The following is a 26,426-nucleotide window of genomic DNA, read 5'->3' as shown; positions in this document are numbered from 1 at the left end:
CTTTCAATCTAAGCCTAATACTACAAAAGCCTCATGATTATTCCATTTGATTGGAATCACATACATGGTTACATTATCCGGAATCTGGAGTTCTTCAGGCATTCCTTCAAACACAGTAGGCACAGAAATCATAAAATTAGCTCCAAGGTTAGCTCTCACATTTCCAGCCACCACATTCGATATCTCTCCTGCCATATCAAGTATATCTTCCTCGGAAGGATCCTCAATTCCAATAAATAGGTTTATCAAATCAGCAAACATTTCACGATTTGCTGAGATATATACGAAACCTTGCCTACTTCCGGATATGCCTATCATTCCGGTAAAATCTTTGAGAACTAACCCATCAGACTCTTTCAAATATGGCACCTTCATATCAGAGTCGATTTCAGTCAAATGCTTGAAATAATTGCTTACCGAATTGATAAACAAGTTGCAGGTCGCTTCAAATTCTTCTTTCCTACTCTCCATCCCGTTTCAATAATTTATCAAATGAGCGAGAGAGATCTTCAGCATTCACCGGTTTATACATGAAACCCCGTGCTCCTTTATCAAGCGCAATAAGCCCTGTAAGCTTATCAGCGAGCGCTGTTATTATCATCACCTTGGTATCAGGGTTGATCTTCATTATTTGCTCCAAACAAGCAATCCCATCCATTTCCGGCATGGTTATATCCAAGGTCACAACATCCGGTTTTTCATCCATCACCATTTGAACAGCCTCGACACCATTTGCTGCCTGACCGATAATTTCCAGATCATAGTTTTGCAGGTTTTTTTCAATCGTCCTGCGCATCACTGACGAATCATCAACAATTAATAATCGCTTTTTCATCCCTCTTTCTCTACGTTAATGATTGGTAATTTGATCATCATCTCAAACGATTTGCGAGGAACGGATGTGATTTCATAGGCTCCTTTGTTCTTGTTGATGATTGACTTCACCAAATGCATGCCCTGTCCTCTTCCTGCATGAGCATCAGACTTATCGGCTGTAGAAAATCCTTCGTGGAATATTAGATCCACGATCTCGCGCTCTTCCATTTTCTTCAAATCCGTATCTGTAACCAGACCATGATCCAGCGCTTGCCTTTTAATACGCTCTAAATCAACACCACGTCCATCGTCCTTATATCTTATGAACATTTCATTATCTGATTTTGAAAGTTCAATCAGGATTTCACCCATGATCACCTTCCCTTCGTTCATTCTAACACTTGGAGCCTCAATACCATGCACAATAGAGTTTCTCACCAATTGGATCATCATGTCCTTAAACGGCTCGATATAAGCCTCAGGGAGAACAACATTGTCAATAGCATCAAAAGTCAGGTTAACTGATTTTCCAAGTTCCTTAGCTATCAACTCTGCACCTCTCTCTAGTGAATCAATCACCATGATATTGGATACTGAATCACCCTCTGCAGGGAATTTCTTGTAGATATTGATAATCTTATAAAGCATTTCTGCAATCTCTGCAATCATTCGATCAGCCTCATCTACTTCATAGAGTATCGCAAGGAAATCCTTTCCTCTCACCTCCTTGGACTGCAGAGCTGTAATAGCCTCTTCTATCTCATGAAACTTGTTGGCCATCAGCTCCATACCGATAACAACAGCATTCCCCTTTAAGTTGTGAATGATATCGAAAGTAAAGCTCAGCAGTTCTGAATATTCATCACCTTCGTTCTTCTCATACTTCTCTGAAATACTTTTAAGCGTTTTTCTCGAGTTGTGCAGGAATCCTCTCAAAATTGATGGATCGATCTTCAGAATGCTTAATACTCTTTCTGTTTCTTGCTGCTTCTTCTTCTCTGCTTCGCTCAGGTGCTGTTGCAATAGGATCGATTCCGTTTCATCCGAAACAGTCACCATGATGTTTTGAATCTTATCCTTACGGAAAATACGGGTGAACTCAACTCGGATATACTTTGTAGCAACAATTCCGTTTTGCTCGGTATGAATCTTCACCTGGTCAATAGGATTGAGTTGATTTACCACATCTTCATCCATATCCTCATTGAAGAGGTGTCTCATGAACATTTCTAAGGCTTCAAGCTCTCTTGGGAGGATCAGGGGTCGCATGAAATTGGCAAAATTCTCTCCAGCAATATGATCATTGCTGAATATCTCTTTCATCGCTTTTGAATGGAATTTTGAGATCTTGAATTCCTTATCTAGCAAGAAAATACCTTGTTGTATGTTTTCAAAAACCACAAGAGAAACGCCGTAAATGTTCTTGTAGAGAAACTTGGCCTTATCGCGTTGTTTTCTAAGTTCAAATTGAGACTTTCTTATCTCCAACACCATTTTATTAAAGGTGTTCGCATACTGTCCTAATTCGTCTTTTGTAGGGATTACTACCTTCTTAGTGAGGTCTCCAGCTGAGATCCTACGCGTGTAAGCTTCAAGTATAGAAACATTCTTTAGTAGGTTGGTAACCAGTGTGGTCATCAGCCATAAGGCAATGGCTCCAATGGTAATATCAAGAATCAGGAATGTCCAAAAGTTACGAACAGAGCGCTGAGCTATTACTTCTGTCTTCGCTTGAATCTTATCAGACATGTAGTCCTCCACCCTTTTTAAAGAGTTAATCTTAAAAGTGCTTGCATCATACCATGCGCTTGGATCTTCGGAAAGTGTATCATTCTCAAAAATGACCTCTCTCATTCTCTCCACTTCTTCTATCTCAGTCCCTCTTACAATTTGATTGTAATAAACACTGGACTCTTCGTTTGTGATGATTTTAAATGCATCCAGGTAAGAGTTTTGGCGGGCAACAAGCGTGGTAAACTGGTTGTAGAGATCAAAACCAATGTGGCTATGAGAAAATACCTGAGTACCAATGGCACGTTCGATACTTGCATACTCCTTCGATTTCAAAAAGTAGATGATAGCATGAATCTGCTGCGCTATTTCCTTATCTCGGGTCTCATCTATGAGCTTAATGACAGTGTTTAGTGCTGCATCATTTATCTCAGAAAAGCGATTGATTGACTCTTCTGATGAAATGCGATGCTGATCGATACTTTTTCTTAAGGCGGAGAGTCTGTCAAAAAAGGCATTCAGCTCATCCAAATCTGTACGGTGAAGATCACGCAGCTCAGCTAACTCCTCGCTCGCAATCTCAGAGTAATACTTCTGAATTGTGCTGTCAGTCCGATCACGCTGCTGACTTAATTTGATGCCAAAACTTTCACCTTCATTAGCCAGAAATCCTGAAGAAATACTTCTTTCCTTCTGAATCTCGTGTACAACATGATTAATTTCTATACCAACAGTGATGGCTTTATTGAGCCTTACACTATCGGAATAGTCCAGATAATGATACCTCACCTGAAGGTAATCAAATGCCAAAATGATAACGATAAGCGGTATAATGATCACCGCAAACTTTTGGCGTATAGGTAGATTGGTTAAACGTTTTATCATGAAAACTGCATAATGCTTATGCGAGTACTTTGTCTACTACCTTGAGTAAGTCCTCTTCGGTAAATGGTTTAACAATATATTCTGAAGCGCCAAGCGAAAGTCCTTTATTTACAACTGTCTGCTGCCCTACAGCGCTTACCATAATAACTTTCGACGGTACTTCTTCATCTTTCAAAACTTTAAGAATCTCAAATCCCATCATGTCCGGAAGGATATTGTCAAGTGTAATTAAGTCTGGCTGCAATTGCACAGCTAAATCTATGGCGCTTTCGCCATTCTGTGCTTCGCCTACAACTTCAAAACCTGCACCTTCCAATGCTGATTTGATCAACGATCTCATATAGATCGAATCATCAACTATCAAAACTGTCTTGCTCATTTTACTTTTTATTACTGTTTTATCACTTATTTATGCCTTTTGCAAACTTGATTAGGGTGATAATGAGTAACTAAACCAGATTCTTGATTTTGTCCACAAACTTGTTGTGGAACACCCAGATAAAATCCGGACAAATATCTAGCTCTTTTCCATGAAAAACTGCCTTAAAATGAATAATAGATTCAAATTCGCTGGATTCGTTAACGATAAATTCATTTAGTTCAGTTGCTTTTAATACTTTCAAAGATGGCACATTGCCATATATTTCTACATCCAAAAAATTAGAAAATTCTGTAATCACAGCCGCTGACACCATATTGTCAATTTCAGTAAGAAAGCCCATCTTCATAATCATGCTTTCTTTCGAGTCATCCTTCACAACTTTCTCTGGCAAGCATGCTTCGTATAGTTTGGCTACTTCTTTCTCTGAGAAAATCAGGTGGCTGGTGCCTTTTAGCTCCCCCATAAGCTCTGTTTTGATCAAATGCACGTCCTGATTAGGGCCACCAAATCGCTCTGTATCCAACTCTGCATTTACATAGTCAATCTTCTCAATACTTATAGGGCTTTGAAGAATCTGCTCCATAGACGCTTTGGCCATGGACAAGCCATCAAATATCAATTTGGTGGCTATTTTCATCTCACTATCATTCAAATCTTCAATCATATACTTCTCAAATATGGTTGCACTGTTTTTTGGTCAAAATAGTCCTTTATTCTCAATCTGATAAATGTTTTAGGCGAACATTTAACTTTCTTCATCGAGTTGCTTTAAAATACCGATTAACTCATCATTATCAAATGGCTTTACGAGATAATGTTTGGCTCCATTTGTCATGGCATCCACTACAGCCGACTGCTGTCCCACCGCGCTAATCATTATCACCTTTGAAGTGAAGTCATCGTTATTCAACGTTTTTAACACATCTAATCCTGTCATGTCTGGCAAAATGTTGTCCAAAGTGATAACATCTGGTTTTAGCTCTATAGCAAGGTCTATAGCCATTTCACCATTTTTAGCCTCTCCAACCACTTCATACCCATTCTCTGTCAACAATGTACGAAGTGTTGTGCGGATATAAGTTGAATCATCTACAATTAATACTCGCATAAGCAATCATTGTTTAGTGCCTGCTGGCAGTTTCTTATATATTCTGGTCTTTACATCATAGATTCCAAATTTGGTCTTGCCATAATCAGGCATGATATCGTAATAGCCGATGACCAGATATCCCTCATCTTTGAGACAGCCGTGCAAAAGGTCTAATACCCGTTGCTTTAAGGCATCATCAAAGTAGATCATAACATTTCTGCAAAAAATGATATCGAATTTTTCCTCCATCTGATCCATGACCAGATTGTGCTTCTTGAACGTCACATTGGTTTTGTACTTTGATTTGATAGTGGCATGCTTATCATGAAAATCAAAGTAATCTTCCATATCTCGATTTGGAAAAAACTTAAGAAATGGGACCAGATATTGTTTTAGCGTAATTAGCGAATAGTCGCCCTTCTTGGCGGAGTTTAAGGCCTTGGTACTCAGATCGGTTGCCATTAGTTTTGACCGATTCAATAAGCCTAGTGTTTCCAGCACAATATTCATGGTGTAAACCTCTTCACCAGTCGAGCATCCAGCATGCCATATCTTCAATGACTTATTCTCGATTTCCGGAATGACAATATCTCTAAGCTTTATCCACACATCAGGATTTCTAAATAGCTCAGTCAGGTTAACCAATAAATCATCTATGGCATTTAGAAAAAACTCATTATCCTTCAGCACCACCGACCAAAGCTCAATGATTGACTCCATGTTGTGCTTGAGCATCAAACGGATGATACCTCGTTTTAGTGAGGTCCGTTCATAATTAGTGAAATCCAGACCATAACGATTGTTTATCGCCTGCATTAAAGCTGTTAGCTCTTCATCACTGATGGTATCGGTTGATATTGTTGCTATGTCTGTATGGATTTAGTTGCTGACTGAAATAGAATATCCATAATGGATGCCACATCTAATACAGGGCACACATTTCCAGATCCTAGTATGGTTGATCCACTCAATAATTTACTACTATCCAGTGGTTTAGGTAGCTTCTTTTCTATAATTTCTTTTTGCCGATTCAAACGATCGACTACTATACCCAACAATCTACCTGAATGCGTAGTAACGATAACGTTCAATTGATCAGAATCACTAATATTTTCCAGGTTGTCATTGGCCAGAAATCGCTGATTGATGTCCGACAAATTTTTTATAGCCAGAAGGCTTTTCAAAAATATTACCGGGATGGATTGATCATTGTAATCGATCATCAAGCTATCGGCAACCTGATGCAACTCATCTTTTTTCAGGTAGGTTACTGAGTCAATGTATGTGAGAGGAATGGCATAATCCTGATTTTCCACCTCAAACAGTAGTGCGCCTTTTAGTGCCAAAGAAGATGGCAAAAGAAGGTGAATAGATGTACCCTGACCCAGGACAGTATCAACCAGAACCTGTCCGCCGATAGATTCTACGGCTTTTTTCACAACATCCATACCTACCCCGCGACCTGATATTTCTGTCACTTTATCTGCGCTGGAAAAGCCAGGTTCGAAAATGTATCTTATGATTTCTTTGTCCGCAAGACTATTGGCCACTTCTTCTGTTACCATCTTTTGGCGAACAATCTTTTCCTTAATTTTTGCGGTATCTATTCCTTTACCATCATCTGAAATGGTGAGGACCACATTATCTTTTTCCAGCTTAGCTGCAAGAGTAACTTTTGCTGTGGCATCCTTGCCTGAGTCTTTTCGCTCCTCAGCGCTTTCGATACCGTGACCGACAGCATTCCTCACTAAGTGAACCAATGAATCGCTTATAATCTTCAGAATATTCCGGTCAATCTCTACCTCCGTACCTTTCAATACCAGTTCAACCTTTTTATTCTCGGTAGAAGCGGCATCTCTAAGCACACGGTGAAATTTATTGAAAAGGAATCCCATCTGCACCATGCGGACATTCATAATGCCATAGTGAAGATTTGATGAGATTCTTTTAAGCCTTTCAAACTCCAAGGTGCTTTTGCCTTCCGCACCAAACAATGATATCAACCTATCTCGTTCGATCACCAGTTCTCCGACCATATTCAGTAGCTCATCCATTTTCCGTACAGGTATCTGGATGACATCTGCAAACTTGATTTCAGTTCCAGATTCTTCCTCTACAACCTCTTCAGACTTAGTCTCCGTCTCCGCTGGAGGCTGTTCTTGTGGACTTCCTTCTCCATCGCCTTCTTCTCTGGCATTTTTGAGGTAAACTGCAAGCTTAGTCTTAATGCCTAGGTAACTCACCCTTTGGTCGGTAGTAATAGCATTAATCAATCCTCCAATCTTATCATTAGCCCTAAAAAGGCTGTCCACCAGGTCTTTATCGGGAGATATCTCACCACTTTTAATAGCTCCAAACACATCTTCTACCGTGTGTGTGAGGTCTGCAATCTTATCATACCCCATACCCATGGCATTTCCCTTCAGTGTATGCACTATTCTGAAGATATTGGCAATTACCTTTTTATTTGTGTGATCCTTTTCCAGATCAACAAACAACCGATTTAGCTCTTCGAAATTCTCGAGAGCTTCAGTAAGAAATAATTGTCGATATTCTTCTTCCTTCGACTTCATTTAGAGGTCATTAACTAAATAGTTACCAATGTCTTTTATATCCAAAACAGACTCTACGGCACCTGCCTCTGAGGCTGCTTTCGGCATTCCATAGATCACACTACTTTCCTTATTCTGAGCTACTGTACGCCCTCCAGCATCATGGATGGCCTTCATTCCTTTCACTCCATCTTTGCCCATCCCTGTCAGAAGCACCCCCACCATTTTACTTTTGAAAATGCCAGCCGCACTCAGCATCATGGCATTTATGGAAGGGTTGTTGTATTCGGGATACACCTCATCTGTAAAATCAACCTTGACCGTGCCTTCATCTTTTACTAAAATCAAATTAGCATGACCCGGACAAAACAATACTACACCGGGTTGTGGCGACTCCCCCTGCACTGCTGATCTCACTTCAAGCTCGGTAAGAGAACCCAGACGCTGAACAAATTGTGGGATAAAAACAGACGGCATGTGCTGACAAACAATGATTGGAATGTTGAAGTCTGCAGGTAAAGAGCATATTACACGTTCTATAGCCGTAGGTCCCCCGGTTGATGCCCCTATGGCAATCAAGTCAAAGTCGACATTACGTTTCCTTTTTCTGTTGACAATTTTGGTTGTCAGTGATGAGCTGGAAATCTTTTTAGGTTTGGCTCTCGAAGTGCTTTTAATTTTTTGAATTAGCTCCGTTTGAAGCTCTCTCATTTTGGATTTGTTACGATCCGGCTTATTGATGTAATCAACCGCACCGTGTTTTAACGCTTCGAATACCGGCTGAAGATCTGTATTGCCTACTGAACTTAAAATCAAGATTGGAGTAGGCTGCTTTTTCATGATCGACTTGACGGCATATAATCCGTCATACTCTGCCATGTTGAGATCGAGTAGCACTATATCCGGTTTCAATTCCATCACCTGCTCGGTAGCTTCAAGCCCATTTATTGCCGTACCTACCACTTCAAGCTGATTGTCATCAGAAAGCAAATCAGTAATCAGCAACCGCATAAATGCGGAATCATCGACAACTAATATTTTGATTTTGCTCCCCATCTATTTGATAAACTCATCAGGTACAACAATAGCATTGTCACTCTCGACAAGCTCTCTTATATCGAGGTAAAAAATGATTCGTTTTTCAAGCTTCACAAGACCCTTTATATAGGTTATGTCCCTGGAGGTTTGATCCAGCATGGACAAGTCGCTGGAAATGCTATTTCCTGAGACCTTGAGCGTCACAGGCAGATTTTCAAGCAGTATTCCAATAGGCTGTTCGGAGTTGATAGTCAGAAGAAACTGGGCTTTTGTTTCTGGTTTTTTCATTTTGAGTGCCAGATCAATGGCAACCAATGTCTTTCCTCGAACCGAAGCTATTCCCTTGACATGTGGTGAAGAGTCCGGAGCTTCTGAAAACTCAGGGACAACAACTATCTCCTTTACTTTTGAAATGTCAATAGCAAACTCTTCCTTTTCGATTTTGAACACGACAAGCTGCATCTGCTGATCAGAGAACGCTGCTATCTCTCGTTTATACCTCTCTCGAAGATTCTTTTTTCGCTCAAGCTCTTTCTCGCTTATGTAATTAATTAAGTCTTGCTTGGTAGTACGTTTCTTGGGCTTAGCTTTTATCAACTTCTTCTTTTCAACCTTTTTCTTGGTTGCTTTTACCTCCTTCTTTTCGCTTGAGATGAGTTGCTGCTTCTTTAAGTTTTTGCCCAGTGCCATCTCTTCTATGCGTTTAGTTCTAGTATTTCGTCAGCAAATCGCATGTAGTCAACCGCACTGTTGGAGGTGGGTTTATAGTCAATAACACTCTTGCCGAATGAGGGTGCTTCAGACGCTTTGACATTGTTTCGGATCAAAGAATTGAAAATTTTCAACTCATAATTCTCGAGTATATAGTCCTTAATTTCCTGACTCAACTTCCTCCTTTGATCTACCATCACGGGCAAAACCCCCTCGATCTTCAGTTTCTTGGAAAGGGAATTTTGAACCTTATGAATTGTATGAACAATCTGGTCCAGTCCCTGTAAGCTCAACACCTCCATTTGCATGGGTATAATAACTTTATCGGATGCCAGAAGAGCATTTAATGTGAGCATGGATAAAGATGGTGGGCAATCAATCAGCACATAGTCAAAACCAGAAATCTCTTTCATAAGGTTGGACAAAGCATGCTCCTGTCCTTCACTTCTGGCAAGTGAGAGCTCCGCATCCGCTAGTTGATTATCAGATGGCGCCACTTGTAGGCCTCCGCTGGTTTGAAGCGTATCACTTATAGAGCACTCACCAATTAGTGCATCGGCCATGGATTTATCAAATTCGTTGATCCCTAATGAGTAGCTTAGGTTTCCTTGAGAATCAAGATCAATCAACAATACGTCCTTTGCTCTGCGCTTCAGCGCACTGCCCAGGTTAATTGCGGTTGTCGTCTTACCTGTCCCTCCCTTCTGATTTATAATGGAATAAACCACCATTATTCATCACCTTTCTTTGTCAACTTAAACATGCCTACTTTCTCTTTCAGCATACGAGCTATTTCAGTCACTTCCTCAGATCGTTGGGTGTAGCTTTCCATTCCCGCAGAAAGTTCTGTGGCTGAGCTAGCTACCTGCTCGGTTCCCGCGGCTGTTTCTTCTGCAATTACTACAATACCTTCGGTAATGGTCACCACGTTTTTGATGCTATCCATTTGCTCTTTGGTAGCATCCAGGATTTGTTTAGATATTTCAAGGTTTTGATTAGATGACGAAGCAATTTCCCTGAATGCTTCGGACGCATCATTGGATGCCGTTTCTCCACCAAGGATGCTTTCGTTCATGACCTCAATCACTTTAGCAGCAGCTGCTGTATCGTTCTGAACATCTGTGATCAGCTTCTCAATCTCTCTTGCTGAGCTTCGTGAGTCTTCAGCCAGTTTTCTGATTTCTTCTGCCACCACTGCAAAACCCCTTCCCGCATCACCAGCTTGTGCGGCCTCAATAGCAGCATTAAGAGCGAGAAGATTGGTTTGCGATGCAATGTCTGTAATGATTCCAAGAACTCGTGTGATTTCCTTAGATCTTTCGGTCAATACCTGGATGGACTTATCGGTATCATTTGCAAAGGCTTTAATGTCCTTCATGCTGAATCCGACCTTATTGACCATCTTGAGTCCTTTTTCTGAGCTTTCGGAAACGTTATGAGCTGCAGCATTGATTTCCTCAGCCTGATTGCTCATGACCGTAGCTGCACGCTGAATATTTTCTACCAGGTTGGATGATTCATCCACTTTAGATACCTGATTTTGAGCGCCACTACTCATCTCAGCAATGGCTGACGCAATCTCACCTGTATTGGTGTTCATCTCTTCACTCGCCGATAGCATTTCCATAGATGAATCTCCAATGATATTAGCGTTCTTCACAATTCCATCTAGCAACTCATCAAGGTTGGTCAAGGCCTTATTTAAGTTTTCTGCCAGATTTAAAATATCTCCTTTAGCCTCTTCCGTGTATCGAACAGTAAGGTCACCCTCTGCCATTCTATTGGCCATCTCATTCAAAACAACGAATGGTTTGGATACAGATCCAAGTAAGTTATTGATTGATTCGCTCAGCTCTTTCCACGCACCCATCTTATCAGAAGGATTCATTCGGGACGAAAGATCCCCCTCGCCTTCTGCATGACGTACAACTTCATTTGTTTCATCGATTACAGTGCGAAGGTTATTCCTCATCATGATCAATGAAGCACCAAGCACATCATTTTCACCTGCTATTTCAAAATCCGCATTCAAGTCTCCTTCACCGATTTTTCTTGAGAAATCTGCCTTCTTTCTTAATTCTTCCAAAAGAACATTCACCGATTGTGCTATTTCTCCAAGTTCGTCCTTAGAAATATTTTTAATAACCATTGAGTTGTCCAATACTCCTTTTGCCAGGTTTTTCAAGAGTGTGTTTGATTGGTCAAGAGAATCGGTAATTCTATTGGCCAGCTTCCAAATGGTGTAAGTAAGTAGTACTAGCCCAACAATACCAATAATTAGGGTTAGTCTGAAGGTAGCATTAAATGCTGCTTTTATCTCCGATGTGGGTACCACGATAGCTGCTGACCAAGGTAAATTTGACCTGCCTACTTCTATGGAGGCGAAGGATATATACACCTCTTCACCTAAATCATTATCGAATACTGTATATGCAAATGACTCACCATTTGAGATCTTGGAAGCGACATCAATCGAGCTATTCTTGATTACGCTCAGTGAATCCATCGGTTTATTGAATAGGGCTTTGTTTTTGTGAGCTGTGATTATCCCTTTGTTTGAGAGAAGCATGGCATAGCCATTCTTATAAAAATCAACGTCTGCGATGCTTTGGAAATCATCTACAGACATGTCAGTGCCTATCAAGCCAGCAAATTCACCATTAATTTCAAATTTTACCGCTGGAGATATTCCAAGCAGAGAATCTCTACTTTCAGAAGAATAATCATAGTCTAAGTACCAATATGGTTCGGTAAGGATTTCATGATCAGGTATTGAAGAGTTTTTAAACAACTCATATGTACTACTACCAGGCCTGCCATCTAACTCTGCTAGTTCCGTAGATGATTTTATTTGATCACCATCCCAATAAGAATTAAAGCGCTCTCGTCCATAATCATGCTCCCAGTCATTGTTGATAAACTTATACTGCCAGCTCATCCATACTGCATCATATTTTGGATAGTCTCTAAGGACGTTATCACACAGATTTCTTCTTAGCCGGTTTCTAGTTTCGTCCGGTAAAAGAGTATATTCCACCACAGCGTTAGCAAGCACTCTTGCTACGGCCAGATCTTCATCGATGATGACTTTAATTTCGTTGGCCTTCTCACTAGCATATGCATCAGCAAGTTTTTTAGCCTCGCTTATTGCATTATCTCTTAGATTGAAACTTATATAACCAAGGGTTATGACATAGATGATGACTGTCAATCCAAGGATGAACAGCATCATTTTTCTTCTTATTGTAAAGTTTTTAAGCATCTTTTTTGGTTTTTATCAATGGCCTCAAACCATAACTTCAGTGAACTTGGGACTCGAAATCATTTCTAATATATCAAAGAGAATGATCATTCTTTTATCCTTTTTGATAATTCCTTGCAGGTATTTTCGCCCTTTTACAGATTTTATCGTGGAGGATGTTAGCTTTTCAATTGAATCGACCGGGATGGAAACAGTATCTGGCACATCTGTTATCAGAATACCCATCTTATACTCTTCGTGATCAATAACCAGTAGATATTTGTACTCTTCATTGACCTGATTATCAGTCCCTTTGAAAAATGTGGTGAGGTCTAGGATTCCATAGATACTCCCGCGTACATTGACCATCCCTGTCAGGTAATCGGGCATTTGAGGCACATAGGCCATAGGAGGAAGCTTTACTACTTCCTTAACCATATGAATGGGTAGCGCATACTCTTCCTTACCGGCTCTAAAAACGCAAAACTGCTCAAGAGTCACAAAGCCCTCATCCTCAGAATCTACATCCTCCAAAGCAGTTGTTTTCAGATGCTCCGTTTCGGTCGGTTTTCCCTCAACCTTCTCAGATTTTTGATCGCTTGATTTTTTTGTAAGATTTTCGCCTAATGCCATCACCTGATATTTACTCAAAAATGAGTGATCTAATAAAATGAATTCAGATGACTTTTACCTAATAGCCATTAGTCAAAATGCTCAGATTGATCTAATTTTTACCCGGTTTCTTTTTATCTGAAACTTCTTCCGGTTTTTCATCCACGATATTTCCAAATTCATCAACGTAGGCAATCATATCGGACAGATCGCCCCCTTTCGCGTTATTCTCCTGACGCTCTTTTTTGCGCTCTTCCTTCTCCTTTTTCTTCTGCTGCTTTCTCTTCTCCTTTTGATTTTTGATGAATTTGTTTTGTGAATTTGACATATAAAGTGTTAAAAATTAAAAATTAGCTAAGATTTCGAAGTTAAAAAGATTCGACTATCTTCTTCTTCTCTTTGGTGGTTTTCTTCCATCCTGTCTCCTTCCGGATCCTTGTTTTTTGAATTTAGGTTTTCTGCCAAAATGATCTCCTTGACTTCTTCGGTCATTTCTGGGTTCATTATCAGGATGTACTCTGACATTTCGTCCCTCAAACTCTACGCCTTCGAATTTTTTACTCAATCCCTGATCATAATTCTTGTCTATCTCAAAATATGATCGATTTTTTAGTACACGAATAGTCCCGAAATACTTTTTATCTATTCCTGACAGATCAGCCAACAAATGAACCATATCACCCTTGATAAAACCATCAACCGATCCTATGTTAATAAAATACTTTCTGAACTGTCCACTATCGCTGTTTTCGGGTGATCCACCTTTAGTTTCATTCAGGTTAGCATCTTCACCACCATTTTTTGAAACCGTTTCGAGTTGAGTACTGATCAGTTTCTTTAAAATATCATCTTTGGTAAGCGAATCAAATTCGGATTTAACTTCCTCATACAGCGCATCAGCTTCGCTTTTAAGTTCTACTGAGAGCAGTTGGTTAGCCCAGTTCTTGATCCTGGAGGATTGCATATCATCAATGCTAGGCACTTCTATTTGCTCAAATTTCACATTGATCTTTCTTTCCAGATCACTGATTTTTCGTGATTCACGAGGATTTATAAATGCTAGAGAAACTCCCTTGTTTCCTGCTCTGCCTGTTCTTCCGCTGCGGTGAGTATAACTTTCCAATTGATCAGGCAAAGTATGATGCATAACATGTGTTAGGTCGTTCACATCTATACCTCTCGCCGCTACATCGGTTGCTACCAATAATTGCATAGATCTGGTTTTAAACCTTTTCATCACTGCGTCTCGTTGAGACTGTGACAAATCACCGTGAAGAGCCTCTACGCCGTATCCTAGATTGCTTAGTTCGTCTGCAATTTCCTGGGTCTCCCTCTTTGTACGACAAAACATAATACCGCGCATCTCAGGCTGTTTATCCATAAAACGCTTCAAAGCTGGTATCTTGTTTTTGACCTTGGTAATCACATACTTATGAGATATGTCTTTATTGCTTTTTTCTGAAGAATTAATAGAAACCTCCTTAGGTTGCGACATATAGTTCTTCACGATACGCCTTATCTCTGGAGGCATTGTTGCAGAAAAAAGCCATGTAACTCTATTTTCTGGGGTGTGAGACAGAATTTCATCAATGGGTTCCTGAAAGCCCATGTTAAGCATCTCATCAGCTTCATCAAGAATTACATATTTGACCTGATCAAGTTTGATAGCTTTACGCTTCATCAAATCGAGTAGCCTACCGGGTGTTGCAACTACAATTTGAGTTGGTCTTTTAAGTGCCTTTATCTGATTTACAATTGCTGCACCACCATAGACCACCTCAACATTCAATTGAGGTTTGCTTTTGGCAAAGTCATTCAGCTGCTTGGCTGTTTGCTGACCTAATTCACGTGTAGGAGCCATTATGAGTGCTTGAGTGGCATTATTGCTTGTATCAAGCAGATCAATTAATGGCAATCCGAAAGCGGCTGTTTTACCAGTTCCGGTCTGAGCCAGACCAATAAAGTCTGTTGGATTTTCAGTTAGTAGTAAAGGAATTGCTTTTTCTTGTACAGGGGTTGGAGTTGTAAACCCCATTTGGTCCAGGACTTTAACTATAGATTCTGAAAGTCCTAAGTTTTGGAAATTATTCAAAGAGCATGTTTTAAAATGAACTGCAAAGCTACGAGAAGCAAATAGATTCTTAATGCAATCATTTGATTATCTCATCGAATAATTGAAAAATAATGTTTTTGTGTATTTGTTGTCGCAGGTAAATATGCAATGGTATTTTTGTCGCCGCATTAACCGAAACAAATGGACAGTCGGAAAAGGCATATAGCAAAAACCATTACTTGGAGAATAGTTGCCACAGGTACCACATTCGTATTAACAATGATTTTCTTTCGTGAGGATCCGGAAGCAACTTCAAAAGCATCATGGGTAGCTTTCATCGAGACAACTATTAAGATGGTGACTTATTATTACCATGAAAGGATTTGGTTTAATTATGTCACTAAATTAAAAAGCACCGTTCGGCACTTATTAAAGACCATCACATGGAGGGTGATTGCGTCTCTTACTACATTCGGAATTGCCTTCTTCATATTCAGAGAAGATCCGAATGCAATGGAAAAGGCCACAGGAATAGCTCTTGTGGAAAGTGTGTTAAAAATGCTTTTTTATTATCTACATGAAAGAGCTTGGTATATGTCAAAATTTGGTCTAAATAATCCAAAATAGGGAAATACACGTAACAAGTGTTTTGAACAAAGTAATTAAAAGATTAATCTTGAATTTGAATTGACGATAAACAAACCAATCTCATGAAAAAGAATTTTATACATCTATCACTTTTCGTATCAGCATTCTTCCTAATCTCATGTGGAGGTGGCAAAGGCACTTCTGAAGAATCAACCGCAGAGAAAAAAGAGGAGATCGAAGATTTTGTAGAAAAAGAGTTTACCTACCCACTTCCTACGGCATTCGAAGTATCTCAAATGCTAAGCAATGCAAACACTTCATACTCTCAGGATATAGTAAACGATCCTACCAAAGCAGATCAGTATGTCGCTACTTGGCAAAAAGCTGCAAACCTTGGTGTCTATGGTGCTGACCTTAGCTATGCTGCGACTTTTGACAAAACACAGGAAACTATTGATTTCCTAGATGTTTCAAAGAAGCTGATTGATGATCTAAACATCACTTCTGCTTTCAATTCTTCCATGGCTCAGCGAATTGAGAATAACATGGATAACATTGACTCTCTTATTTTCATTGTAACTGAGTCATTCTATGACACTTACAACTACCTTAACCAGAATGGTGAAGAAAAAACATCAATCCTTGTAATCGCCGGAAGTGTGATCGAAGGACTACATATTACGTGTGAGCTTGTAAAAATGAGTGAAAACAAAGGTGAGCTAATGGCCGTTTTAGCTAATCAAAAGTCACAAGTAGTGAAGTTGGTTGAGTTGATGGAAGCACATCAGGATGACGAAGATGTAAGTAAAGTTCTTCCAAATCTCAGGTTTATCAGCCTTACGTATGATCAGCTGGGTGAAGGAACGGAGATGACTGAAGGACAATTCACTGATATTGCTAACAATGTGAAAGAGATGAGAGATCACATCGTTGGATAATCATTATTGAAATTATATTTTTAGAGCCTCGACCCCAAGTTGAGGCTTTTTTTATATTTATTGCATAGCTAATGACCGAATCCATAATCAATGCACTGGTACACCTCTTTGCCATTATAGAGAGCGCTAAAGAAGATACCGATGTAGTTGATTCCGGTGAATTGGTCATTCGGCCATATCTGCAAAAAAACCTCAACAACGAAACGCTAACAGCTGAGTACATCAAGCTGTTTTACGATTACCTCAACTTTTATAAAGATCAGCCTACAGCGCGAGATAGCGAGGGAATTACAATTGATAGCACCAGCATCCTTCAAATAGCCAAAATCTGTAACCAGCTCAATAAGGAATTACTGAGATCCGAACGACTAATTGTTTTCATGCAATTGATGGAACTGATCCGTGCAGATGAGAAGATCACTCCAAAAGAGGAAGAATTCGCAGCACTAGTTGCCCTTAACTTCAACCTGGATCAGGATGATGTTGTCAATCTCAAAAACTTTATTCTGAAACCAGATGAAAAGGAAATTGATAAAAATCGAATCCTTTATATAGACAACAAACAAACCGAATGGCCGGAAGAGATGGCCTGGATCATTCGCAAGAAGAAAACGGAAAATCAGCCAAGACATTTATTTGTTCAAAATCTTTTTGGAAAGATCACAGTCCTCTACCTGAAGAGTGTGGAAACATTCGTCTTCAGATATGATGGCCCCTTGAACCTTTACCTGGAAGGATTAAAGATTATCCCAGCAAAATCTTACATTCTAAGACCGGGATCTATAATCAAGGGTCCAAACATTTCATCCATCTATGAGTCTGAAATCACCAAGCAGTTCATTCAGGATCAAACCAGTACACGAGTAGTTCTGGCTGGAGAGAATGTAGAGTTTAAGTTCAGAAATAGTAGCAATGGATTAAAACCATTTTCGTTTTCGGAAGATTCAGGGCGACTTGTAGGCATTATGGGAGGTAGTGGTACGGGGAAAACCACACTAATGAATATCTTGAATGGGAAATTACACCTGGATAGTGGAAGACTTCACATCAATGGATTCTCACTGGAACAAGCATCTACTGAAGGGGTAATCGGTTATGTGCCTCAAGATGACCTTTTATTTGAGGAATTAACTGTTTATCAAAACCTCTATTTCAACGCAAAGACGTGTTTTAGTGATTTTTCTGAGGAACTCATTGAACGTACAGTTCTCAAGGTATTGGAGGATCTAGACCTTGAAGACATCAAAGATTTGAAGGTAGGTGATCCGCTAAACAAGACCATATCAGGCGGGCAAAGAAAGCGACTCAACATAGCACTAGAGTTGATGAGAGAGCCTTCCGTGCTCTTTGTGGATGAACCGACTTCCGGGCTTTCTTCCATGGATTCTGAGAAAATGATGCAGCTTCTGAAGGACTTGACACGCAAAGGAAAGTTAGTAGTGGCCATTATTCACCAGCCTTCTTCAGAAATATTCAAACTGTTTGATAGACTATGGATTTTAGATAAAGGCGGCTACCCCATTTACAATGGGAATCCAATTGATTCCGTGGTTTACTTCAAAACGATGAATACACAGGTGAATGCCGCGGAAAGCGAATGTCCACGATGTGGAAATGTAATTCCAGAGCAAGTGCTTCAGATTATTGAGGCAAGAGAAATTGATGAAAGGGGAAGATCTACCAAAAAAAGAAGAGTAAATCCATCCGTTTGGTACTCAAAATACAAGGAGAATATTCTCCCAAAATTGGTGCGGCTAAAGTACGATTCAGTCCTTCCCCCTTCCAACTTCCGAATTCCTGACGGCTGGAATCAGTTTAAAATATTTAGTCACAGAAACCTTCTATCCAAGATTTCAAACAGGCAGTACGTACTGATAAACCTGCTTGAAGCCCCTTTACTCGCTTTTATCCTGGGATACTTCTCTAAGTACTCACCAGAAAAAGTCTATGCCTTTTCGGAGAATATAAATCTGCCCGTATACTTGTTCATGTCAATTGTGGTCTCCCTCTTTATGGGACTGACTGTCAGTGCGCAGGAGATATACAAAGATCGACAAATTCTTGAGCGTGAATCATTCCTAAATCTATCACGATTTAGCTATATCAACTCAAAGGTTGTTTACCTGTTCGTATTGTCAGGGATACAGACCCTATCGTTTGTGCTTATAGGTAATTACATCCTGGAGATACATGGAATGACCCTGTACTATTGGGCAGTACTTTTTACGGTTTCCTGCTTTGCTAATATGATTGGCCTAAACATATCATCCGCACTCAACTCTGTCATCAACATCTACATTCTTATTCCATTCATCTTGGTTCCACAGCTTCTACTCGGAGGTGCTATGATTAAGTTTGATGAGCTTCATCACTCATTGAATAATCAAAAAAATGTTCCGGTTGTGGGTGATATGATGGCCTCCAGATGGGCCTATGAAGCACTTGCAGTGGCTCAGTTCAGGTACAACGATTATGAAAAGCATTTTTTCGAAGTAAACAAAGAGATCAGTAAGAATTCAGTTTACAGATCATTTATGGTGCCTGAGCTTATCAGCATAAATAAAGAAGTATTGCGAGATAGTACTAATTGGGATAGACAAGAAAGGTTGTTTAAAATTCTTAAAAACGAGGTGACTAATTTATCTGTCATTCATGGGTTAAGAACGTTCCCATATACTGAACAACTGTCCCCTGACTATTTTAGTGAGTCAATATCGGATCGTCTGCACAATTACCTTCTATATGCAAGAGAGCATTTTGCAGAAAATTACCTAAAAGCACAGGAATCTCGAGATAAGCTATATAAAGAACTGGTTGATGAATTGGGGAGAGAAGGATTTGTAGAGATGGAGAAAAGGTATCACAATGAGTTCTTGGCTGACCTGCTGATGAATCGTGCTCACCTGGACATGGTTTATAGAGGTGAAGATCAACTCATCCAGAAGAAAGATCCTATTTTCATGCGCCCCTATTCAAAGATTGGAAGAGCCCAATTTTACGCTCCTATAAAAGTGTTGGGAGATTGGGAAATTCCTACCTTCTATTTCAACATCGCTTTCATCTGGTTTATGTCCGTAATACTTTACCTGGCACTGCTGGATAATACACTCAAGAAGATCATCAAATTCTTCGAATCGAGAAGTAAAGATGAAAGCAGACCCAATGCATGGATTCGTCTATGGGATACATTTTTAATCGTAATAAGCTCACCTAGGGTATATAGAAGAGCCCTGAAAATCAAGAAAACAAAATAGATTCAATGTTATATTCAAACCTTGCTTCTCTCCTCTTACGCGTTAGCCTAAGTGCTTTGATGCTAACACATGGATGGGGGAAGTTTAATAAACTTATTTCCGGAAATTTTTCATTTGCAGACCCCATAGGCATTGGTGAGGGACCAAGCCTTTTTCTTGCGGTCGTTGGTGAGTTTGTATGTCCTATCCTTCTCATCCTCGGATTCAAAACCAGACTTTCTACCATTCCTCCTGCAATTACAATGCTTGTAGCGGCGCTAATTGTTCATGGCGATGACCCATTCAGAAGGCAAGAGTTACCTCTTATTTACTTTGTTGGTTTTGCTGCAATATTTCTACTGAATAGTGGTAGATACTCGCTCGATTGGAAGCTAAAGAAGGTTTAGTTTTTTATAAATCACTTTTTCGCTGATCTGGGTTATCTCTCCTGATTTTAGTGGCTCTAGCGACAATCCTTCTATGGCTATCCGAATGAGCCGCAAAGTAGGGTGGCCCACTTTAGCCGTCATCCGCCTTACCTGCCTGTTTTTACCTTCCGTAAGGCTTATTTGCAGCCAGGTTCTATTTGGATGCTTTAGGTAATTAACGGGTGGAATCCTTTCTCCAATATTTGGCCTGATCACTTCAACTTTGGCGGGTTTTGTTCGATGAGCTTTACCATTGACTTTGATCTCAACACCCTTTCTTAGTTGATCAAGTGAAGCAGCATCCGGAGAACCATCAACCTCTATCCAATAGGTTCTAGAATGTCCGTGATTAGGATTTAGAAGTTTGTTATTCAGCGACTTATCATTAGTTAAAATCAGTAGTCCTTCACTATCCAAATCCAACCTACCTACCGGATAGACATCCTTGGGTAAATCAGGAAATACTTCTTTCAATCCAATATTATCACCCTCATTCGTAAACTGACTCAGAACCTTAAAAGGCTTATGAATAATAAAATAGAGGTTCTTTCTAGCCACGATCAAACAATTTGAAAACCAAAAAACCAAGCACCGCACCAAGCACGTTCGCAATAGCATCTACCCATTCAAAAAAGCGATTAGGGAAAAAAACATATTGTGTGAACTCCAGCCCAAATCCGTACAAAGAACTTATTAGCAAAAGCTTTATTGACATACCATTGGTCAGTCGATTTGTCTTTTTAAATGCAATCAAAAAGCTTAGGATAAGTACCAAATAAGCAAAGCAATGCTCTATTTTATCAAAATAACTTACCTCTTCAATCTGGACGGGAAAGGCCAAAAAAGTGGAGAGCAAAAAGATCCCAAGAGCCACACATACTGCCGGCACAAACCAAATTAGATCTCTTTTCATATCTTGATTTTGAGGCCGTCCTCCAACCTATTGAAAACGAAATTCTTTTCATTAATAACCTCTTCTGCCATATGAGTAAGCCACAGTTGTTTAGTCTCAAACATCTCGCATTTCTTCAGAAGCTCCTGATAACTTAAATGACCAAAACTTACCTGATTGAGGAAGTTGCACTCACAGATAAACAAATCGGTCCCCTTTGCAAGCGAGGTGAGATTATCAGACCAGGACGTATCACCCGAGAAAGCAACATACTTACCTTTCCAAGTTAATCGAATAGCATGCGGAATGGATGATGGACTATGATCCACCTCCCATGCCTCTATAGTCTTATCTCCTACCTTCAAAGGAGTCCCCTGCTCATATTCCAGAAATGTCAAATCCAGATCTTCCATTCTTCCGGCTGTATCTGCGTACATAGCCTCTTGCAGTTCATGAACCCTCTTACCAACTCCCTTAGGCCCAATGATGGTTAAAGGGGCTTTACGAGGAGATTCAAACATACTGCTGATTAGAAAAAAAGGAAGTCCACCGTAATGATCTCCGTGGAAGTGAGAAATAATTATGGTTGAAATCTGATTCAGATCGATTCTGAAATGCTTGAGCCGTACAAGCGTGGTGGCACCACAATCTAACAAAACATGTTCAGCCCCCTCTGATAACAGAAATGACGTGTTGTTTCTCCCCGCATTTCCAAATGCATCTCCACAACCAAGTACAGTTAATTCCATTCGCTAAATTTACCCAATGGAGCTATTCTTAAATGAAAAACTGGGAAAAATAACCCTTGAAATTGATGAAAATAAAGGTGCTGACACCATTATCATTTTAGCACATGGTGCAGGGGCAGGCATGCACCATCCATTTATGAATAACCTGGCCAAGAAGATCTGCGATCTTGGCATAACCGCGGTTCGATTCAATTTTCCATACATGGAGCAGGGAAGAAAATCCCCAGGCTCACCAAAAACAAACATTGAAACGTGGAAATTGGTTGTGGAACACATTTCTTCCAAGTATAAGAACTCCAAAATCTATCTATCAGGCAAATCCTATGGTGGCCGTATGGCTTCCCACCTTGTGGCTGATGAGAGACCATCAGAAGTTAGGGGCTTAATCTACTTTGGCTTCCCTCTGCATGCACCCGGCAAAGATTCTAAAGATCGGGCTGACCATCTGAGCAGTATTGAGATACCTCAACTTTTCCTGCAAGGATCAAAAGACAAACTGGCCAACTTAGCGTTGATGCAAGAAGTTGTTGCCGATCTTAAGGAGGCTAAAATGGAAGTATTTGAAGATGCAGACCACTCATTTAATGTGCCAAAGAAAAGCGGACTAAGCAAGGATGATGTTTTGAACATGCTGGCAACAAAAACAGCAGAATGGATAAAAGTTAATCTAGAGAATTAAGGTAATACTCTTTGATTACAGCCGGATCTATCCTTCGTTTATACATCTTCATGGCCTGAAGGTTGGTGAGTTGAACCTTCATGTAAGAGTTCCGATTGTATTTCCTGGCAGAGACCTTCACACTTTTGGGTATGACCTTAAATGAAATGCCTTGAGCTTGTATTCTCTCCAGCAGGTCATAATCTTCCATGATCACAAATCGCTCATCAAATCCACCAATCTTTTCAAAATCAAAATTGTTAATGAATAAAGTCTGGTCTCCACCTCTACACCACATAAAAGGGAAGCGGGTAAAAAACCCATTAACATGGAGAAGTGGATTCCTGGGAGCATCGAACTTAAAGCGATAGCAACCGCTCATAACCCCTTGATTTATTGCCTCTTGAATGTCATCAACAAAGCTGGGTAACAGCTTTGTATCCGCATGGACAAAGTAGAGAACTTCACCATTTGCCGCACTGGCGCCAGCATTCATTTGGTGAGCCCGGGATTGAATAGATGTGACAATGAGTTTGCAGCTATGCTCACTTACTTTTTCAACCGTCGCATCATTACTTCCTCCATCCACTACGATCACTTCAAATCGATCCTTCTCAGGATGAGTAGACAAAAACTCAAGTAAAGCACCAGTGTAATTTTCTTCGTTGAGGGTAGGTATGATGATACTGATAAACACCGCCGGATTTTCAGCTATATACGAAAAAAATGATGAGCTGGCTTTTCAAACCACAAATCACATCGCCTTGCGATCCTGATCCTCTTTACGACTAGAACCCTTGGCCTTTTTCATTGGTTTCTTGGCCTTCATAATCATAAACTTAGCAGCCATTCCCAAGAGTTCTGGTTGTCCTGAATAACTATAACCCAGCTCTTTTAGCTCCTCTATGATCTTGCTGTACTCCTCTGCTTTAGAAAAAGAGAAGTTATCAGAATTTTGAAGATAAACTGCCTCAATGACACCCAGAGAGTGTTTTAGCATTCGAAATAGCTTTTGATTCTTAGTCTCACGCTCTTCACGAAAATGCTTGGCATAAACGTCGGGCATCAACTCTTTTAGTCGATCAAAATGCTCGCTTAGTACAGGGTGCTTGTCTTTGGTCATTTGGCTATGGAGTTTAGTGTTTTGATGAGTTCATTCGCTACCTGATGCTCCGTGCTCGGAGCTAGTTCAACGAATTTGTTGATGCTCTGGATGGCATCTTTATATTTTTTTAATGAAATCAATACCAAACCAAGGTTATAATAACCGTTAGGATATTCAGGTTCTATCTGGGTAGACAGTTCATAATGAACCTTGGCGAGCTCTAAATTGCCCAAGTCAGAATACACATTTCCAAGGTTGTAATGCGCTTCAAAATGTCGGGGATTCTTCTTTAAACATTGAGTCAGATAGTCAATCGCTTTGCTCAAATCTCCCTGGCTTGATTTTAAAATGCCCAAATTGCAATAGGCATCCTCAATTGACTGGTCATTTTCAATGGCGAGTAAATAATACTTTTCCGCATCTGCATTTCCGTCTTCATCCAGTTGTAAGGCTTCTTCGAAAAATGATCCGGCTTTTGGTAGAGAAACAACCGGTGTTTTATCAGGCAGCTGATCAAAGATGTTGAGTTGCCCATAGTCTTCCGGATTAGGCTTTCTTCTCCTGCGAACCTTCTTAGGGCCGAGTTTTTCAGGAGGGCTAACCGGAAACTGAACAACCTTAGTCATGGTTTAACTGGCTTTTCGCTTGACTTCTTTTTCTTCGTCCTTATCTTTCTTATCTGCCTTCTTCATTGGCTTCTTAGCCTGCTTAGCTTGATCAATGCTGGCTTTCAGGGCCGTCATGATATCAACCACCTCCGGCTCTTCTTCAACGTAGGATACAATCTCGTTACCCTTAATCTTACTGTCTATCATCTCACGAAGGGCATCATTGTACTTATCTTCCAGCTCTATTTTTTTGAATTTCTTAGTCATAGACTTGATGAGCATATTCGCCAGCTTCAATTGCTCTTCATCAGCATCTTCCTCAATTCTGACATTGGGGACATCTTTGATACTACGCACTTCGTTGGGGTACCTGAGCTTATAAATCATAATGCCCCTATCATGCGGTGTGAGTAAAACAACACTCTCACGATCCCGAAGCACAACCTTGCCAACTCCTACCTTGCCTGACTCGCGAAGTGCCTGACTAAGCAATGCATATGTCTTACTTGCCACATCACCATCGGGTCCGGCAAAATATGGAGAATCGTACAGTGTCTCATGCACTTCATCGGCATCCACAAATCCCTCAATCTCGATAACCTTGGTGCTTTTAAGCTTTATTTTCTCAAAATCGTCGGGCTCCACGATCACAAACTGACCTGGCTCATACTGAAATCCCTTTACGATATCCTCCTGACGAAGAACATCTCCAGTCACCTTGTCTCGCTTTTCGTATTTAACCGGATTGTTGGTTTCTTTCGATAGCAGGTTAAACTGAACCTTTTGAGCAGTATCAATGGCATTATAAATCCTGATCGGAATGGTGACCATTGAAAATCGAATATGTCCTTTCCAGATTGCCCGCATGAGTATGAATTTACTGAATTAGGCAGAAAATTAAAAATCTTTAATTATTAATCAAAGTAAATATACTTAACTAATTGATTATTAATTTTTTATAATACTCAAAACAATAAATTCACCTGCTATAGCATGTTGCATAAACGTCTGAAAACCTGCAACTTAATCAATCATCATAATCGGCATTTCGCTCGATGTATTTGATGATTTCTCCTGCGATGTTTTTCTCAGTTGCGGCTTCAATGCCCTCAAGTCCGGGTGATGAATTGACTTCCAATATCAACGGACCTCTCGAAGACTGCAGCATATCCACCCCTGCAACCCCCAGTCCCATCGCTTTGGCAGCTTTAAGAGCTGCACGTTCTTCAGCATCTGTCAATTCAATAATTTCTGCTGATCCCCCACGATGTAGGTTTGACCTAAATTCCCCTTCCTTCCCTTGTCGCTTCATAGCACCTACTATCCTATCTCCAATTACAAATACCCTAATATCCGCTCCTCCAGCCTCTTTGATAAACTCCTGAACAATCACACGTGCCTGCAATCCATTGAAGGCCTCCAGAACTGACTCTGCAGCTTTCTTTGTTTCTGCCAAGACTACCCCAAGGCCCTGTGTTCCCTCAAGCAACTTGATCACACAAGGTGCTCCACCTACAGCGTTTATAGGCGTTTCAACATCTTTCGAGTAGTTGGTGAAAACAGTTTTAGGAAGCCCCAATCCGGCACGAGATAAAATCTGCAAGCTCCTTAATTTATCTCGTGATCTCACAAGCGCTACCGATTCGGTGGTAGAAAAAACATTCATCATTTCAAATTGGCGTACTACCGCCGTTCCAAAGAATGTAACAGAAGCACCTATCCGAGGTATTATAGCATGAACATTTGTAATTTTTTCACCCTTATAATAGATTTTCGGTTTCTTTTTTTCGATTTCTATGTTGCACCTGGTGTGATCAATTACCATCATTTCATGGCCCTTAGCCTCACCCGCTTCTACCAACCTTTTGGTGGAATACAACTTTGGATTTCGGGATAATACCGCAATTCGCATTTCTTTTTTGCTATAGTTTAAAGTCCAATTTATGGACGAATTATTTTAGGCAACAAATATAGGATGAGCCACAAATGTTGAGTGTGTATTGGAAGTTAATTAAATAATTTACCATTAGGATTTACTTTCTGATTTATATGCATGATTTAGTTGACCTGAACAGATAACCCTCCTATTTTTGCCAGCTCATTTTTAACTGAACAC

28 protein-coding genes are annotated in these 26,426 nt (G+C 40.1%); 5 read left to right on the top strand and 23 right to left on the bottom strand.

All coding sequences use genetic code 11. The annotated features are described in order from the left end of the window. Positions 1–3 precede the first annotated feature (3 nt). The 15 genes from ACEQZT_RS02325 to ACEQZT_RS02255 all read right to left on the bottom strand — a co-directional run bounded on the left by ACEQZT_RS02325 (position 4) and on the right by ACEQZT_RS02255 (position 15,093). On the bottom strand, positions 4–471 hold the full coding sequence (locus ACEQZT_RS02325) for a chemotaxis protein CheX (RefSeq protein ID WP_370086834.1): 468 nt from the start codon (positions 469–471) through the stop codon (positions 4–6). Then, the gene (locus ACEQZT_RS02320) at positions 461–835 is read right to left on the bottom strand and encodes a response regulator (protein WP_370086832.1); all 375 of its coding nucleotides are present in this window, start codon (positions 833–835) and stop codon (positions 461–463) included. The genes ACEQZT_RS02325 and ACEQZT_RS02320 overlap by 11 nt, the downstream gene beginning before the upstream one ends. Then, positions 832–3,432: a nitrate- and nitrite sensing domain-containing protein gene (locus ACEQZT_RS02315; RefSeq protein WP_370086830.1), complete on the bottom strand. Its 2,601-nt coding sequence runs from the start codon at positions 3,430–3,432 to the stop codon at positions 832–834. Before ACEQZT_RS02315 ends, ACEQZT_RS02320 begins: the two co-directional genes overlap by 4 nt. 16 nt (positions 3,433–3,448) lie before the next feature. Then, complete coding sequence (locus ACEQZT_RS02310) at positions 3,449–3,811, bottom strand: response regulator (protein WP_370086829.1); 363 nt, start codon at positions 3,809–3,811, stop codon at positions 3,449–3,451. A gap of 70 nt (positions 3,812–3,881) precedes the next feature. After that, positions 3,882–4,478 (bottom strand): hypothetical protein, encoded by a 597-nt coding sequence (locus tag ACEQZT_RS02305; protein WP_370086827.1) that lies wholly within the window; start codon positions 4,476–4,478, stop codon positions 3,882–3,884. Positions 4,479–4,559: 81 nt separating this feature from the next. After that, positions 4,560–4,922 (bottom strand): response regulator, encoded by a 363-nt coding sequence (locus ACEQZT_RS02300; protein ID WP_370086825.1) that lies wholly within the window; start codon positions 4,920–4,922, stop codon positions 4,560–4,562. 6 nt (positions 4,923–4,928) lie between these two features. Next, a complete protein-coding gene (locus tag ACEQZT_RS02295) occupies positions 4,929–5,747 on the bottom strand; it encodes a protein-glutamate O-methyltransferase CheR (RefSeq protein ID WP_370087135.1) in 819 nt (272 codons plus the stop codon). Positions 5,748–5,767: 20 nt separating this feature from the next. Continuing rightward, positions 5,768–7,477, bottom strand: coding sequence for a chemotaxis protein CheA (locus ACEQZT_RS02290; RefSeq protein WP_370086823.1), 1,710 nt, complete (start codon positions 7,475–7,477; stop codon positions 5,768–5,770). Beyond that, positions 7,478–8,512, bottom strand: coding sequence for a chemotaxis-specific protein-glutamate methyltransferase CheB (cheB, locus tag ACEQZT_RS02285; protein ID WP_370086821.1), 1,035 nt, complete (start codon positions 8,510–8,512; stop codon positions 7,478–7,480). Further along, on the bottom strand, positions 8,513–9,184 hold the full coding sequence (locus ACEQZT_RS02280) for a chemotaxis protein CheW (RefSeq protein ID WP_370086819.1): 672 nt from the start codon (positions 9,182–9,184) through the stop codon (positions 8,513–8,515). 5 nt (positions 9,185–9,189) lie between these two features. Next, the gene (locus ACEQZT_RS02275; RefSeq protein ID WP_370086817.1) at positions 9,190–9,936 is read right to left on the bottom strand and encodes a ParA family protein; all 747 of its coding nucleotides are present in this window, start codon (positions 9,934–9,936) and stop codon (positions 9,190–9,192) included. After that, entirely contained in the window at positions 9,936–12,467 is a 2,532-nt protein-coding gene (locus ACEQZT_RS02270) for a methyl-accepting chemotaxis protein (RefSeq protein WP_370086815.1), read from the bottom strand. Before ACEQZT_RS02270 ends, ACEQZT_RS02275 begins: the two co-directional genes overlap by 1 nt. Before the next feature lie 24 nt (positions 12,468–12,491). Then, positions 12,492–13,079, bottom strand: a complete 588-nt coding sequence (locus tag ACEQZT_RS02265; RefSeq protein ID WP_370086813.1) for a chemotaxis protein CheW — start codon at positions 13,077–13,079, stop codon at positions 12,492–12,494. 91 nt (positions 13,080–13,170) lie between these two features. Beyond that, a complete protein-coding gene (locus ACEQZT_RS02260) occupies positions 13,171–13,386 on the bottom strand; it encodes a cold-shock protein (RefSeq protein ID WP_370086812.1) in 216 nt (71 codons plus the stop codon). A 54-nt stretch (positions 13,387–13,440) separates the two neighbouring features. Beyond that, positions 13,441–15,093 carry a DEAD/DEAH box helicase gene (locus tag ACEQZT_RS02255; protein WP_370086810.1) on the bottom strand — a complete coding sequence of 551 codons (1,653 nt, stop codon included), beginning with the start codon at positions 15,091–15,093 and terminating at the stop codon, positions 13,441–13,443. A gap of 219 nt (positions 15,094–15,312) precedes the next feature. Here ACEQZT_RS02255 and ACEQZT_RS02250 point away from each other — a divergent pair, with 219 nt between their 5' ends. The 4 genes from ACEQZT_RS02250 to ACEQZT_RS02235 all read left to right on the top strand — a co-directional run bounded on the left by ACEQZT_RS02250 (position 15,313) and on the right by ACEQZT_RS02235 (position 20,277). Further along, positions 15,313–15,738, top strand: a complete 426-nt coding sequence (locus ACEQZT_RS02250) for a DUF2061 domain-containing protein (protein WP_370086808.1) — start codon at positions 15,313–15,315, stop codon at positions 15,736–15,738. Between the two features lie 83 nt (positions 15,739–15,821). Next, on the top strand, positions 15,822–16,637 hold the full coding sequence (locus ACEQZT_RS02245; RefSeq protein WP_370086806.1) for a hypothetical protein: 816 nt from the start codon (positions 15,822–15,824) through the stop codon (positions 16,635–16,637). Positions 16,638–16,708: 71 nt separating this feature from the next. Beyond that, the gene (locus ACEQZT_RS02240) at positions 16,709–19,891 is read left to right on the top strand and encodes an ATP-binding cassette domain-containing protein (RefSeq protein ID WP_370086804.1); all 3,183 of its coding nucleotides are present in this window, start codon (positions 16,709–16,711) and stop codon (positions 19,889–19,891) included. Between the two features lie 5 nt (positions 19,892–19,896). Then, positions 19,897–20,277: a DoxX family protein gene (locus ACEQZT_RS02235; RefSeq protein WP_370086802.1), complete on the top strand. Its 381-nt coding sequence runs from the start codon at positions 19,897–19,899 to the stop codon at positions 20,275–20,277. Here the strand turns inward: ACEQZT_RS02235 and ACEQZT_RS02230 are convergent. From ACEQZT_RS02230 to ACEQZT_RS02220, 3 genes are read right to left on the bottom strand one after another with little or no spacing between them, the layout of a single operon-like run. After that, on the bottom strand, positions 20,263–20,856 hold the full coding sequence (locus ACEQZT_RS02230) for a pseudouridine synthase (RefSeq protein WP_370086800.1): 594 nt from the start codon (positions 20,854–20,856) through the stop codon (positions 20,263–20,265). The genes ACEQZT_RS02235 and ACEQZT_RS02230 overlap by 15 nt on opposite strands. Further along, positions 20,849–21,211: a VanZ family protein gene (locus tag ACEQZT_RS02225; RefSeq protein WP_370086799.1), complete on the bottom strand. Its 363-nt coding sequence runs from the start codon at positions 21,209–21,211 to the stop codon at positions 20,849–20,851. The genes ACEQZT_RS02230 and ACEQZT_RS02225 overlap by 8 nt, the downstream gene beginning before the upstream one ends. Then, positions 21,208–21,939 (bottom strand): MBL fold metallo-hydrolase, encoded by a 732-nt coding sequence (locus ACEQZT_RS02220; RefSeq protein ID WP_370086797.1) that lies wholly within the window; start codon positions 21,937–21,939, stop codon positions 21,208–21,210. Before ACEQZT_RS02220 ends, ACEQZT_RS02225 begins: the two co-directional genes overlap by 4 nt. 16 nt (positions 21,940–21,955) lie before the next feature. On the opposite strand from ACEQZT_RS02220, the gene ACEQZT_RS02215 reads away from it, so the two are divergent. Further along, positions 21,956–22,618, top strand: a complete 663-nt coding sequence (locus ACEQZT_RS02215) for an alpha/beta fold hydrolase (RefSeq protein ID WP_370086795.1) — start codon at positions 21,956–21,958, stop codon at positions 22,616–22,618. Here ACEQZT_RS02215 and ACEQZT_RS02210 read toward each other — a convergent pair. The 5 genes from ACEQZT_RS02210 to rimK form a co-directional block, all read right to left on the bottom strand. Beyond that, entirely contained in the window at positions 22,602–23,294 is a 693-nt protein-coding gene (locus ACEQZT_RS02210; protein ID WP_370086793.1) for a TIGR04283 family arsenosugar biosynthesis glycosyltransferase, read from the bottom strand. The two genes, ACEQZT_RS02215 and ACEQZT_RS02210, sit on opposite strands and share 17 nt — an antisense overlap. Before the next feature lie 57 nt (positions 23,295–23,351). Then, complete coding sequence (locus ACEQZT_RS02205) at positions 23,352–23,720, bottom strand: hypothetical protein (protein ID WP_370086791.1); 369 nt, start codon at positions 23,718–23,720, stop codon at positions 23,352–23,354. After that, positions 23,717–24,328, bottom strand: coding sequence for a tetratricopeptide repeat protein (locus ACEQZT_RS02200; protein WP_370086789.1), 612 nt, complete (start codon positions 24,326–24,328; stop codon positions 23,717–23,719). Before ACEQZT_RS02200 ends, ACEQZT_RS02205 begins: the two co-directional genes overlap by 4 nt. 3 nt (positions 24,329–24,331) lie before the next feature. Continuing rightward, positions 24,332–25,177: a Ku protein gene (locus tag ACEQZT_RS02195; protein WP_370086787.1), complete on the bottom strand. Its 846-nt coding sequence runs from the start codon at positions 25,175–25,177 to the stop codon at positions 24,332–24,334. A gap of 160 nt (positions 25,178–25,337) precedes the next feature. Continuing rightward, positions 25,338–26,222, bottom strand: a complete 885-nt coding sequence (gene rimK / locus ACEQZT_RS02190; protein ID WP_370086785.1) for a 30S ribosomal protein S6--L-glutamate ligase — start codon at positions 26,220–26,222, stop codon at positions 25,338–25,340. Positions 26,223–26,426: the final 204 nt, after the last annotated feature.

Source organism: Ekhidna sp., from assembly GCF_964218185.1.
Lineage (GTDB): Bacteria > Bacteroidota > Bacteroidia > Cytophagales > Cyclobacteriaceae > Ekhidna.
Note: the sequence above shows the minus strand (reverse complement) of the source record. Positions and strands in the feature narration are given on the sequence as shown.